The sequence below is a fragment of the Stenotrophomonas maltophilia R551-3 genome (assembly GCF_000020665.1).
Classification (GTDB): Bacteria; Pseudomonadota; Gammaproteobacteria; order Xanthomonadales; family Xanthomonadaceae; genus Stenotrophomonas; species Stenotrophomonas maltophilia_L.
On sequence record NC_011071.1, the window covers coordinates 650,911 to 663,994 of the forward strand.

At 68.5% G+C, this 13,084-nt stretch carries 13 protein-coding genes; all 13 read left to right on the plus strand.

Annotation, left to right across the window (positions count from 1 at the left end; all coding sequences use genetic code 11):
• The first annotated feature begins 19 nt into the window (after positions 1–19).
• The 13 genes from gspE (at position 20) to SMAL_RS02850 (ending at position 13,074) form a co-directional block, all read left to right on the plus strand.
• Positions 20–1,741, plus strand: coding sequence for a type II secretion system ATPase GspE (gspE, locus tag SMAL_RS02790; protein ID WP_004142827.1), 1,722 nt, complete (start codon positions 20–22; stop codon positions 1,739–1,741).
• 24 nt (positions 1,742–1,765) lie between these two features.
• Entirely contained in the window at positions 1,766–2,986 is a 1,221-nt protein-coding gene (gene xpsF, locus SMAL_RS02795) for a type II secretion system protein XpsF (protein ID WP_004142828.1), read from the plus strand.
• Positions 2,987–3,035: 49 nt separating this feature from the next.
• Entirely contained in the window at positions 3,036–3,479 is a 444-nt protein-coding gene (gene gspG / locus SMAL_RS02800; RefSeq protein ID WP_004142831.1) for a type II secretion system major pseudopilin GspG, read from the plus strand.
• 6 nt (positions 3,480–3,485) lie between these two features.
• Positions 3,486–3,980, plus strand: a complete 495-nt coding sequence (xpsH, locus tag SMAL_RS02805) for a type II secretion system protein XpsH (RefSeq protein ID WP_012510014.1) — start codon at positions 3,486–3,488, stop codon at positions 3,978–3,980.
• A complete protein-coding gene (xpsI, locus tag SMAL_RS02810; RefSeq protein WP_012510015.1) occupies positions 3,977–4,396 on the plus strand; it encodes a type II secretion system protein XpsI in 420 nt (139 codons plus the stop codon). The genes xpsH and xpsI overlap by 4 nt, the downstream gene beginning before the upstream one ends.
• Positions 4,393–5,025, plus strand: coding sequence for a type II secretion system protein J (locus SMAL_RS02815; protein ID WP_012510016.1), 633 nt, complete (start codon positions 4,393–4,395; stop codon positions 5,023–5,025). The genes xpsI and SMAL_RS02815 overlap by 4 nt, the downstream gene beginning before the upstream one ends.
• Positions 5,022–5,885 carry a type II secretion system minor pseudopilin gene (locus SMAL_RS02820; protein WP_004142842.1) on the plus strand — a complete coding sequence of 288 codons (864 nt, stop codon included), beginning with the start codon at positions 5,022–5,024 and terminating at the stop codon, positions 5,883–5,885. The genes SMAL_RS02815 and SMAL_RS02820 overlap by 4 nt, the downstream gene beginning before the upstream one ends.
• The gene (locus SMAL_RS02825; protein WP_012510017.1) at positions 5,882–7,021 is read left to right on the plus strand and encodes a PilN domain-containing protein; all 1,140 of its coding nucleotides are present in this window, start codon (positions 5,882–5,884) and stop codon (positions 7,019–7,021) included. Before SMAL_RS02820 ends, SMAL_RS02825 begins: the two co-directional genes overlap by 4 nt.
• Positions 6,996–7,703, plus strand: coding sequence for a type II secretion system protein GspM (gene gspM, locus SMAL_RS02830; RefSeq protein WP_012510018.1), 708 nt, complete (start codon positions 6,996–6,998; stop codon positions 7,701–7,703). The genes SMAL_RS02825 and gspM overlap by 26 nt, the downstream gene beginning before the upstream one ends.
• On the plus strand, positions 7,693–8,484 hold the full coding sequence (locus tag SMAL_RS02835; RefSeq protein ID WP_012510019.1) for a hypothetical protein: 792 nt from the start codon (positions 7,693–7,695) through the stop codon (positions 8,482–8,484). The genes gspM and SMAL_RS02835 overlap by 11 nt, the downstream gene beginning before the upstream one ends.
• 9 nt (positions 8,485–8,493) lie before the next feature.
• Positions 8,494–10,695: a type II secretion system secretin GspD gene (gene gspD / locus SMAL_RS02840; RefSeq protein ID WP_012510020.1), complete on the plus strand. Its 2,202-nt coding sequence runs from the start codon at positions 8,494–8,496 to the stop codon at positions 10,693–10,695.
• A 688-nt stretch (positions 10,696–11,383) separates the two neighbouring features.
• Positions 11,384–12,238: a glycosyltransferase family 2 protein gene (locus tag SMAL_RS02845; RefSeq protein ID WP_004142973.1), complete on the plus strand. Its 855-nt coding sequence runs from the start codon at positions 11,384–11,386 to the stop codon at positions 12,236–12,238.
• Entirely contained in the window at positions 12,235–13,074 is an 840-nt protein-coding gene (locus SMAL_RS02850; protein ID WP_012510021.1) for a glycosyltransferase family 2 protein, read from the plus strand. Before SMAL_RS02845 ends, SMAL_RS02850 begins: the two co-directional genes overlap by 4 nt.
• Positions 13,075–13,084: the final 10 nt, after the last annotated feature.

Consider the following 13,084-nt stretch of genomic DNA (forward strand, 5'->3'; position numbering starts at 1 on the left):
CGATTGACAGGAGAGTCATGTGAACGCGCTTGCTGCAACCGCCGCCGACACCGCCGAAGGTCGCATCCTGGATGCGCTGCTGGCGCGTGGCCGGCTCAAGGAAGGCGATCTGGCACGGGCGCGGCCGCTGCATGCCGAAGCCGGTGGCAGCCTGCTCGGCCTGCTGGTGCGGCTGGGGCTGGTCTCCGAGCGTGACCAGGCGCAGGCCAGCGCCGAGGTGCTGGGGCTGCCGCTGCTGGAGGGCAAGCAGCTGCCCGAGGCACCGCCGCAGGGGCTGGCCGAGGGCCTGCCGCTGTCGGTGCGCTTCCTCAAGCAGTTCCATGTGTGCCCGTTGGCGCTGGATGAACAGGGCGTGCGGCTGTGGCTGGCCGATGCCCACGATCCCTATCCGCAGCAGGCCGTGCAGCTGGCATTGGGCGTACCAGTGACGCCGGTGCTGGGCATGCGCGCGGAGATCGATGATCTGGTCGAGCGCTGGTTCGGCCAGGGCCGCAGTGCGATGGGCGCGATTGTCGAGACCGCCGACGGTGAGGGTGGGGCGGTGGACGACATCGAACACCTGCGCGACCTCGCCTCGGAAGCGCCGGTGATCCGCCTGGTCAACCTGGTGATCCAGCGCGCGGTAGAGCTGCGTGCCTCGGACATCCATGTCGAACCCTTCGAAAGCCGGTTGAAGGTGCGTTACCGCATCGACGGCGTGCTGGTGGAAGGCGAGAGCCCGCCGGCCAACCTCACCGCTGCGGTGATCAGCCGCATCAAGATCATGGCCCGGCTCAACATCGCCGAGCGCCGCCTGCCGCAGGACGGCCGCATCATGCTGCGCGTGCAGGGCAAGGAACTGGACCTGCGCGTGAGCACGGTGCCGACCGCACACGGCGAAAGCGTGGTGATGCGCCTGCTCGACCGCGAAACCGTGGTCTTCGATTTCCACCGGCTCGGCTTCACCGATGTCTTCCTGCCGCAGTTCCGCAAAGTGCTGGAACAGCCGCACGGCATCCTGCTGGTGACCGGCCCCACCGGTTCGGGCAAGACCACCACGCTGTACACCGCGCTGAGCCAGCTCAATACCGCCGACGTCAAGATCATCACGGTCGAAGACCCGGTCGAGTACCAGATCGAGGGCATCAACCAGATCCAGGCCAAGCCGCAGATCGGGCTGGACTTCGCCAATGCCCTGCGCAGCATCGTGCGCCAGGACCCGGACATCATCATGATCGGCGAAATGCGTGACCTGGAAACCGCGCGCATCGCGATCCAGTCGGCGCTGACCGGCCATCTGGTGCTGTCCACCCTGCATACCAACAACGCAGCCGGCGGCATCACCCGCCTGCTCGACATGGGGGTGGAGGACTATCTGCTCACCTCCACCATCAACGGCATCCTTGCCCAGCGCCTGGTGCGCCGGCTGGAACCGACCCACGCCGAGCGCTATGAAGCCTCGCCGGAAGAAGTCGAACGCTTCGAACTGCGCCGGCTGCAGCCGCAGGGGCCGATCCACCTGTACCGCCCGAAACCCTCGGCGCTGGCACCGACCGGCTACCTGGGACGCACCACCATCATGGAATTCCTGGTGATGAACGACGCGCTGCGGCGTGCGGTGATGCGCCGTGATGGCATGGGCGAGATCGAGCGCATCGCCCGCGAAGCCGGCATGCGCACCATGTACGAGGATGGCCTGTCCAAGGCGCTGAGCGGGCAGACGACCATCGAGGAAGTGCTGCGCGTGACCGAGGAAAGCTGATGCGCGCAGGACGCAGGGGCTGACATGCCGAACTACCGCTACAAGGCGCTCAATACGCACGGCGAGATCTTCGACGGGCAGATGGAAGCGGCCAGCGAGGCCGAGCTGGTCGCGCGCCTGCAGGACCAGGGCCACCTGCCGATGGAGACGCAGCTGGCTGACGGCGGCGCGATCGGCGGCAGCACCTGGCGCAACCTGTTCCGCCAACGCCCGCTGCAGGGCGCGGCACTGCTGCAGTTCACCCAGCAGCTGGCGACCCTGCTCGGTGCCGGCCAGCCATTGGACCGCGCGTTGTCGATCCTGCTCGGCCTGCCGGAAGACGAACGTTCGCGGCGTGCGATCACCGACATCCGCGACGTGGTGCGCGGTGGTGCGCCGCTGTCCACTGCGCTGGAGCGCCAGCATGGGTTGTTCTCGCGCCTGTACGTGAACATGGTGCGTGCCGGCGAGGCGGGTGGCAGCCTGCACGACACCCTGCAGCGGCTGGCCGACTACCTTGAACGCAGTCGTGCACTGCAGGGCAAGGTGATCAACGCGCTGGTCTACCCGGCCATCCTGCTGGTGGTAGTGGGCGGTGCACTGCTGTTCCTGCTCGGCTATGTGGTGCCGCAGTTCGCGCAGATGTACGAGAGCCTGGATGTAGCGCTGCCGTGGTTCACCAACGCGGTGCTGCAGCTGGGCCTGTTCGTGCGCGACTGGTGGGTGCTGCTGCTGGTGGTGCCCGCCGTGCTGGCGCTGTTCTTCGAACGCAAGGCGCGGCAACCGGTGTTCCGCCTGGCGCTGGATGGCTGGCTGTTGCAGCGGCGCGGCATCGGCCGCCTGCTGGGCGAACTGGAGACCGCACGATTGGCACGCACGCTGGGCACCCTGCTGCGCAATGGCGTGCCATTGCTGGGTGCGCTGGGCATCGCCCGCAACGTGTTGGGCAACCGCGCGCTGGCCGCCGATGTGGAAGCAGCCGCGGACGAAGTGAAGAACGGTACCGGCCTGTCGCTGGCGCTGTCGCGCGGCAAGCGTTTCCCGCGCTTGGCGCTGCAGATGATCCAGGTCGGCGAGGAATCCGGTGCACTCGATACCATGCTGCTGAAGGCGGCCGATACCTTCGAACAGGACAGCGCGCGCCGCATCGATCGTCTGCTGGCGGCTATGGTGCCGGCGATCACCCTGGTGCTGGCCTCGGTGGTCGGTGCGGTGATCGTTGCCGTGCTGGTGCCGCTGTATGACCTGACCAATGCCATCGGTTGACGATGGATCCCTACGCAACCCCGACACTCCGCAACTGAAAGGACCGACCATGATTGCTTCCCGTCGACCGATCCGCCTTTCCTTCACCGCCGCGCGCAACCAGTCGGGCATGAGCCTGCTGGAAATCATCATCGTCATCGTGCTGATCGGTGCGGTGCTGACCCTGGTCGCCAGCCGCGTGCTGGGCGGCGCCGATCGCGGCAAGGCCAACATCGCCAAGGCGCAGGTGCAGACCGTTGCATCCAAGGTCGACAACTACCAGATCGATACCGGCAAGCTGCCCGGCTCGCTCAACGATCTGGTGACCGCACCGGCGGGTGTCGGTGGCTGGCTGGGGCCGTATGCCAAGCCGGCTGACCTGAACGACCCGTGGGGCCACGCGCTGGAATACCGTGCGCCGGGCGAAGGCCAGCCGTACGAGCTGATCAGCCTCGGCAAGGATGGCAAGGCCGGCGGCAGCAGCGTCGATGCTGACATCCGCTACCAGCCGTAATCCTGCATGACGTATTTCCTGCCGCGCCGGCTGCCTCGCCCGCGCCTGCACGGCAGGCGCGCAGCGGGCCTGTCGCTGCTGGAAATGCTGCTGGTGATCGCCCTGATCGCAGCAATTGGCCTGATCACTGCTGCCGGCCTGTCACGTGGCTTCGCTGGCATGCAACTGCGCAGCGCCGGCAAGGACATCGCCAACCAGCTGCGGGTGGTACGGGCGCAGGCGATCGCCCGGGGCGAACCGCAGCGCTTCGTGATCGAACCGGCGCGACGCCACTGGGAAGGCGCCAACCAGCGCCATGGTGACGTGCCGGCACAGCTGCAGGTGCAGTTCGAAGGCGCCGCGCAGCTGGCCACCGCGCCAGGGCAGGGCGTGATCGAGTTCCATCCCGATGGTGGTTCCAGCGGTGGCCGCATCCGCCTGCAGCGCGACGGTGCCGAGTGGCGCATCGATGTTGGCTGGCTGACCGGCGAAGTGCGCTCCGGCCCATGGCGGGCGCAATGAAGCGGCGTGCGCGTGGCTTCACCCTGCTGGAAGTGATCATCGCCTTTGCCCTGCTCGGGTTGGCGCTGACGCTGCTGCTGGGCAGCCTGTCCGGTGGTGCGAAACAGGTACGCGAGGCCGGGCTGCGCACGCGTGCGGTGCTGCACGCGCAGTCGCTGCTGGCCGAAGCCGGTGTCGCTGCACCGCTGCAGGTCGGCCGCCAGCAGGGCGACTGGGAGCAGGGCCGCTACCACTGGGAACTGCAGGTGCAGCCGTGGGTGGAGCCACGTGCTGGTAGCGTGGTGCAGTCGCAGTCGCCGGGTGCGCCCTGGCTGGCCGAGCTGCAGCTGCAGGTGCGCTGGGGCGACAGCGAGCGCGAACAACTGCGCTGGCGCAGCCTGCGCCTGTTGCCGCCGGATCTGGAGAGCGCGCGATGAAGCGGCGCGCTGCGGGGTTCACCCTGATCGAGGTGATGCTGGCCACGGTGCTGCTGGCCGGTGGCCTGGCGCTGGCGTTCGCCAGCGTGCGCTCGGCAATGGCGGTCAGCCAGCGCGGCGAGCAGATCGCTGCCGAGAGCGAACGCATGCGCGCGGTGCAGGCGCTGCTGCGGCGGCAGCTGGCCGGCGCGCTGCGCACACCGCTGGAAGTACCCGACCCCACCCGTGAGCCGATGTTCTTCCAGGGCGAAGAACAGCGCATGTTGTTCGCCGCCGACCTGCCCGGCTATCTCGGCCGCGGCGGACCGTACCTGCACGCGTTGCAGGTGGATGGCCGCAGTGGCCAGCAGCGCCTGCTGCTGGACCTGGTGCTGCTGCAGGAGGGCGAGCGCATCGCCGAGACGCCGCCGCGTCCACCGGAAGTGCTGGTGGACGGCCTGAAGTCGGTGCAACTGCGCTATCGCGGCATTGACGCCAGCACCGGCCAGGTGACCGACTGGCTGCCGCGCTGGGACGATACGCGGCGCCTGCCGATGCTGGTGGAAGTACAGATCGTGCCGGCCAAGGGCGCGCCGTGGCCGGTGCTGGTGGTCGCACCGCGTGCCGGTGGCAGCGGTGGTGCGCGATGAACCGGCAAGGTGGCGCCGCGCTGGTGCTGGTGTTGTGGTTGATCGCGTTGATGACTGCGCTGGTCGGCGCCTTTGCACTGAGCGCGCGGGTCGAGCACCTGCAGCAGCGGGTGCTGGATGACGACGCGCGCGGCCAGGAGCGTGCACGGGCCGGCCTGGAATATGCGCTGATGCGCCTGTCCGCCGATCCGCAGCGGGCCCCGTGGCGGGCCGATGGCCGTACCTATCGCTGGACGTTCGATGACGCCAGCATCGAGATCAAGGTGCTGGACGAGAACGGCAAGATCAACCTGAATCTGGCCGATGTGGCCCTGCTGACCGCTTTCCTCAAGGCGCTGGGCGAAGACGAAGGAGCCGCACGGCAGCTGGCCGGTGCCATCGTCGACTGGCGCGACGAGGACAGCCTGCTGCAGCCCGGTGGCGGTGCCGAGGCACCCGACTATGCCGCGGCCGGGTTGCCGTATGGCCCGCGCAACAAGCGTTTCGAGACTCTGGGCGAACTGCAGCGGGTGCTTGGCATGCCCGGGCCGTTGTACCAGAAGATGCTGCCGCACCTGACCCTGTACAGCCGCCAGGCACGCCCGGATCCGCAGTTTGCCAGTGCGCCGGTGCTGACCGCATTGGGGCTGGATGCCGACACCGTGCTGGCCCAGCGTGCCCAGCAGGAGCGTGATGCCGATACCGCTGCGGGTGCGACAACGCTTGCCAGCAGCAGTGGCACCTATAGTATCGAGTCCCGTGTCATCGACGGCAGCGGACGCCGGTCGGTGCTGCAGGCAGTGGTACGCAACGGCTCGGGCGGGGTTCCCGGGCGGTCCTACACAGTGCTTCGCTGGGAGCAGGGAATGACAGCAAGATGACGGCTTGGCAGGACAGTCTGCGGCAGGTTCAGGGTCGGATCGGCCCGGGCGCTGGCCGCTTCCTGCGCTGGTGGCGGCAATCGCTGCTGGCGTGGGTGCCGGCACGTTGGCAGTGGGCGCTGGGTTGGGCGCAGGCGCGCCTGCTGCTGCAGCGCGAGGGTGACCAGCTGCAGGTCCGGCGTGAGGCCGGCGAACGCCGCGAAGCGGTGGCGACGTTGCCGTGGCCGTTGTCGCCGGCTGAACTGGACCGTGTTCTGGAGCCGCGCCTGCGCAGCCTGCCGCGGGTGTGGCTGTTGCCGGCCAATGAAGTGCTGCGCCGCCATCTTCGGCTGCCGGCGGCGGCGGCCGATCGCCTGCGCGCGGTGGTCGGCTTCGAGATCGACCGGCAGACTCCATTCGAATCCAGCCAGGTCAGCTATGACGTGCGTGAACTGGGCAGCGCCGGTGAAGGCCTGTTGCAGGTTGAACTGATCGCCTGGCCGCTGCGCCAGCTGGACGCCTGGCGTGGCAGCGTGGGCGAGTGGGCCGATACGTTGGCCGCCGTCGACGCGATCGATGCGCAGGGTGATCCGCTGCACGTGAATCTGCTACCGCCCGCGCAGCGCCAGCTGCGGCCAGACCCGATGCGGCGCTGGAACCTGCTGCTGGCCCTGGCCGCGCTGGTGATGCTGGTGCTGGCCGCGGTGCAGCTGCTCGACAACCGCCGCGCCGCCGCCGATGAACTGCGTGCCCAGGTTGAACGCAGCGCGCGCAGTGCGCGTGGCGTGGCCAGCGAACGTGCACAGCTGCAGGGGCTGATCGACGGTGCCGCGTTCCTCGAAAAGCAGCGCAGCCAGCGTGCCGGCACGGTGGAAATCTGGAATGAACTGACCCGGCGCCTCCCGGAGGGCACCTACCTGGAAAAGCTGGCCATCGAGAACAACAACCTGCAGCTGATCGGGCTCAGCCGCGAGGCCTCGCAGCTGGTGCAGCTGCTGCAGGACGCGCCGCAGTGGCGCAAGGTCAACCTGACCGGCGTGCTGCAGGCCGACGGTGCCGCCAGTGGCCGTGACCGTTTCACCATGACCGCTGAACTGCAGCCGATGGCGGCTGCGAACGGGGAGGCGGCCGATGCCGATGCCAAGCGCGCGCCGTGACCGCTGGCTGGCACTGGCACTGCTCCTGGCAGTGCTCGGCCTGGCCTATCTGTTGCTGGTGCACCCCTGGTTCACCCAGCCGCTGCGTGAGATCAATGCCGATGTCGCCGCCCTGCGCGAGCGCGAGCAGCGTGTACAGGCGCAGCTGCAGCAGCAGCCGCAGATCGAACAGCGCCTGCGCGCTACCCGCGAAGCGTTGCAGCAGCGGCCGGGCTTCCTGCGTGAAGCCACCGCCGAAGCCGCCGCCGCCGCGCTGGGGGGCAAGCTGCAGGATGCCGTGGCGATGGCCAGCCCGGGCAACCGCAGCTGCACCATCAGCAACCGCACGCCGCTGACCGACAACCGTCGCGATGCCGAGTTCGTGCGCGTTGCCATGCAGGTACGCCTGCGCTGCGGTGTGGCCGAACTGGCCACCGTGCTGCACAGCCTGGAAACCGGCAGCCCGCGCCTGTTCGTCGACAACCTCAACCTGATCGCACAGCGTTTCCAGCAATCGCCGAACGAATCCGGGCTGGGCCTGGATGTGTCCTTCGAACTGGCCGGTTATCTGCTGCCGGGCGCTGCGGCCGAAGGGGCCACGCCAACACCCGCAACCGGGCCGGCCGCCACCCCGCAGCCGCCTGCAGCGGCACCGGTACCGGATGCACCGGCCGAGGGACAGGAGGTGGCCGATGAAACTTGAGCAGATCAGCCTGCGCACCGGTTTCCTGCTGGCCCTGGCGGGCTGGGCGGCAGCGGTCTGGCTGGCCACCGGCTTCGGCCTCGGCAGCCAGTTGCCGGGCGCCGATGGCAATGCCGATGCGGCGCCGTCGCTGCCCGGCCTGCCGTCGCTTGCCGCCGAACGCATGGCCAGTGCCGACAGCTACAGCGCGATCGGCGAACGCCCGCTGTTCGCCGAGGACCGCAAGCCGAAGCCCTACCTGCTCGGTGGAAGCGAGCCCGCCGCCAGTGCCGCGCTGCGCCTGACCGGCGTGCTGCTGACCGGCGATTTCGGCATGGCCACCTTTACCACCGAACAGAACCGCTCGCTGCGCCTGCGCCTCAATGGTGAGGCCGTTGATGGCTGGCAGCTGGTCGCGCTGGCGCCACGCCAGGCTACCGTGATCGGTCCCGGTGGCAACCAGGTGTTGGAGCTGGCGGTGTTCAACGGTCAGGGCGGTGAACCGCCAACCGTGCTGCGCGGCGCCAACGGTGCGCCGCCGGCGGGTGGAATCATTGTGCCGCCGCCGGCCGGTGCTCCACCGCCACCGCCGGCCGCTGCAGCTACGGCACAGCAGGCGCCAGGTGGCAGTGCAGCACCGGCGGCCACACCGGCGGCCGCAACGCCTCCCGCCAACACCAACGGTCCCAGCGAAGCGCAGATGCAGGCCATCCGCGAACGCATCCAGGCCCGCCGCCGCCAGCTGCAGCAACAGCAGCAGCAACAACCGTCGCCGCCCCCGGGCGATGGCACCAACCGATAGAGTGAATGCATGAACCTGCGTTTCCTTCCCTGGTCCTTTGCCCTCGCGCTGCTGGTTGGCTGCAGCACGGTGTCCGCGCCGCACGTGCAGCGCAAAGGCAACCTGACGTCCACGACCGATGCCGGCCAGGCGGCGGAAGTGGCTGCCGATGCCGCCCGTGACAGCCAGGGCGCGCCCCAGGCGGTCATCCGCCGCGGCACCGGCACCATGATCAACCGCGAAGCCGCGCGCGCGCCGGCGCCGGCACTGCACGGCGCCAGTACCGGCGAGGCGACCTTCAACTTCGAGGGGGAATCGGTGCACGCGGTGGTCAAGGCCATCCTCGGTGACATGCTCGGGCAGAACTACGTGATCGCACCGGGAGTGCAGGGCACGGTCACCCTGGCCACGCCGAAACCGGTGTCGCCGGCGCAGGCGCTGAACCTGCTGGAGATGGTGCTGGGCTGGAACAACGCACGCATGGTGTACAGCGGTGGTCGCTACAACATCGTGGCTGCCGACCAGGCATTGGCCGGCACTGTCGCGCCGAGTACGGCCCCGGCGGCCAGCGCACGCGGTTTCGAGGTGCGGGTGATCCCGCTGCAGTTCATCTCCGCCACTGAAATGAAGAAGGTGCTGGAGCCGTACGCGCGCCCCAACGCCATCGTCAACGTCGACAGCGGCCGCAACGTGATCACCCTCGGTGGTACCCGCGCCGAGCTGGAAAACTACATGCGCACCGTCGAGATCTTCGACGTCGACTGGTTGTCGGGCATGTCGGTGGGCGTGTTCCCGATCCAGTCGGGCAAGGCCGAGCAGGTTGCAGCAGATCTGGAGAAGGTGTTCGGTGAGGAGAGCAAGACCCCCAGCGCCGGCATGTTCCGCTTCCTGCCGCTGGAGAACGCCAACGCGGTGCTGGTGATCACCCCGCAGGTGCGTTACCTGGACCAGATCCAGCAATGGCTGGACCGCATCGATACCGCCGGCGGCAGCGCCCGCCTGTTCTCCTACGAACTGCGCTACATCAAGGCACGCGACCTCGCCGAACGCCTCAGCGAAGCCTTCGCCAGCAGCGGCAACCGCGGCGGCTCCAGCCCCGGCTCATTGGCGCCCGGTGCGATTCCGTCGCAGCTGGGCAGCGATGGCGACCGCGGCATGGACAGCAACAACAGCAGCAACTTCGGTTCAACGTCGGGCGGCAGCTCCAGCGGCGGCGGTAGTGGCAGCATGAACCTGCCGCAGCGCCAGTCCGGCAACGTCAGCGTCAGCCTGGAAGTGGAAGGCGACCGTGTCGGCGTATCGGCGGTCGAGGAAACCAACACCCTGCTGGTCCGTTCGACCCCGCAGGCCTGGCGCTCGATCCGCGAAGTGATCGAGAAGCTGGACGTGATGCCGCTGCAGGTGCACATCGAGGCGCAGGTGGCTGAGGTCGCCCTGGAGGGTGACCTGAAGTACGGCGTGAATTGGTTCTTCGACAACGCGGTGGCCGGGCGCGCGCTGACCGGCGCATTGGCCGGCGTGACCCTGCCGGCCGCCGCCGGCGGCTCCTGGAGCAGCCTCGCCGGTGCCGCGACCGGTGGCGAAGGCCTCGGCTGGGCATTCACCGGGCACAATGGTGCCGCAGTCGTGAGCGCGCTGGACAAGGTTACCGATGTGCGCCTGCTGCAGACCCCTTCGGTGTTCGTGCGCAACAACGCTGAGGCCACGCTCAATGTGGGCGACAAGGTGCCGATCAACACCACCACGGTGAACACCGGCATCGGCACCAGCAGTTACAGCTCGGTGCAGTACATCGACACCGGCGTGATCCTCAAGGTGCGCCCGCGGGTGACCCGCGACGGCACGGTGTTCCTCGACATCGTGCAGGAAGTGAGCAGCGCCTCGAACGTGCCGGAGAACTGCAACCCGCAGGAGCGCAACTGCAACCCGCGGATTTCCACCAAGAAGCTGTCGACCGAAGCGGCGGTGCAGAGCGGCGACACCATCATGCTGGCCGGCCTGATCACCGACACGGGCACCGATGGCAGCAGCGGCATCCCCGGCCTGAGCCGGATTCCGGTGGTGGGCGCACTGTTCGGGCAGAAGAGCCGCACCAGCCGCCGTTCGGAAGTGATCGTGCTGCTGACGCCGAGCATCGTCCGCAACAGCCAGGAAGCGCGCAACCTGACCGACGAGTACAGCCAGCGCTTCCGCGCGATGGAACCGCTGAACCAGCCGCGCGCAAAGAAGTAAGGGGTTGACGGCCGGGCTGCGCCCGGCACCCGCAGAAGCCGGAGCTGGAGCAACAGCAACAGCAACAGCAACAGCAACAGCGGGTTTCTGGGGGATGGCGGGGCGGTGTGGGTTGTCAGGACACGCCGTAAACCCGTCCCTGGGGGCTCGATGGCGCCTTGCTCGTGTGCGCTGTCCTGCGCACACGGCAAGACCGGGGTTGGGCGTCCTGCCCAACCCGCCCGAGGCATGCCTCGGGCCCATGGCGCCAACGGTCCTGCCAACCCACACCGCCCCACCTCTGACAGTTTCCTGCTGCTGTTGGTAGGTGTCGACCTTGGTCGACACGCTGGATCCACGCCATGCGTGGATGACTCTCCATCGAAATCGAATATTTCGAGATCCGAAACATCTGAGCCGAGCATGGTTCGGCTCTACAGAAGGCAATGCCCGACAGATCGCAGGAAACTGTCGAAGGCGGGGTGGGTCCGGTTGCGGGGGCGTGAGCCGCATGGATGCGGCGACCGAGCTTACATGGACGTACTTGCAGCGTCCCCCGCAACCGGACCCACCCCGCCATCCCCCAGGAACCCAGCTTTTGCTCCGGCTGTTGCTTCGGCTCTGGCTCCGGCCTCTGCGGGTGCCGGGTGCAACCCGGCCGATACCCTCCCAGTGCTAGGCTGTGGCTACCGACAACCACGGAGGCGGGATGGGGGCGATCGTGTTGTTGCCGCTGTGCGTGGACGATGCCGCGCTCGACCGCTGCCTGGCCGCGCTGGATGCCGGCACCGCGCCGGGTACCGCGGTCTGGCTGGCCGATGACGCGCAGACCGGGCCGCGTGCGCAGGCGGTGGTGGAACACTGGTTGGCGCATACGCCGTTGCAGGCCGAATACACCCGCCGCGCGCGGCCGTTGGGCGAGGTCGCCCATCTGGATGAGATGCTGCGCGCCTGCGAGGGCCTGGACGTGGCCGTGCTGGCGCCGGACAGCGTGCCAGCACCCGGCTGGCTGCAGCAGCTGCAGGATGCCTTCGCCCGCGACGCCGCCATCGCCACCGCAACACCGTGGTGCAATGCCGGCGAAACAGCCGCGTGGCCGCGATTGGGCGAAATCAATCCCGAACCGGAGGACCCGGCGCTGCTGGCACACACCTGTGCCACGCTGCCGGTGCTGCATCCGGAGCTGCCCTCGGCAGTCACCCACGCGGTGCTGGTGCGCGGCAACGCGCGCCGGCGTGCCGGCGGCCTGGACGTGGAGAGCTACGCCGGCTGGAACGCGGCGCTGGTCGACCTGAGCCTGCGCATGGCCGGGCTGGGTTGGCGCAACGTCCTGTGCGAGACCGCCTTCGTCGGCCGCGCAGGGGAGGCCGTCAGCCGCGATGGCGATCTTGAAGCCCTGGCCGCGCGCTGGCCGGCCTGGGTGCCGCGACTGGCCGATTTCCTGATGCACGATCCGCTGCACGGGTTGCGCGCCGATCTGCAGCAGCGCATGCGGCAGGCGATAATGCCGGCCGAGCAGGGCGACCTGTTCGTCTCGTCTTCCGCGCCGGAGCCTCCTGCTTGAATGTTGCCATTGCCGCCATCGTCGTCACGTACCAGAGCGGCAGCACCATCGACGCCTGCCTCTCGCGTCTGCGCCAGGCGCAGGACGTGGCCGAGATCCGGGTGATCGACAATGGCTCGATGGATGGCACGCTGGATATCGTGCAGCGCCATGCCAGCCACGACCCGCGCGTGCGTTTCGTCGGCAATCCGGACAATCCCGGCTTTGCCGCCGCCAACAACCAGGGCGTGGCCGATTCGAGCAGCCCGTGGCTGGCCTTCATCAATCCGGACCTGATGGTCGAGCCGGATACGCTGGCCGGATTGCGCAGCCGCGCCGACGCCCTCGGTGACTGCCTGCTGGGTGTCGAACAGCTGGATGAGCATGGTCAGGCCGATGAGGCCGTGCGCCGCCGTGACCCGGATTTCCTGTTGATGCTGCGCTCGCCGGGCAAGGGCTCGAAACTGGCCGTTCCGCGTGACCCGCAGCAGGCACTGCAGCGGGTGCCGGCGTTGTCCGGTGCCTTGCTGATGATGTCGCGCGCGCTGTTCGACCGTATCGGTGGCTGGGACGCCGGTTACCGCCTGCATGCCGAAGACCTGGACCTGTGCCGGCGTGCACGCGAAGCCGGAGCAGTGGTGGCGATCGCCAATGACCTGCAGGTCACCCACGTTCGTGGCGTCTCCAGCCGCTCGCGGCCGTTCTTCGTGGAATGGCACAAGCACAAGGGCCTGTGGCGCTATTTCCAGAAGTTCGAGGCCAGGCAGCGTTCGCTGCCGGTGCGGGTAGCGGTGTGGGGCGCGATCTGGGCGCACGCGCTGATGCTGGTGCCGAAGCTGCTGCGCAAGGCGCTGTAGCGCCGAGCCC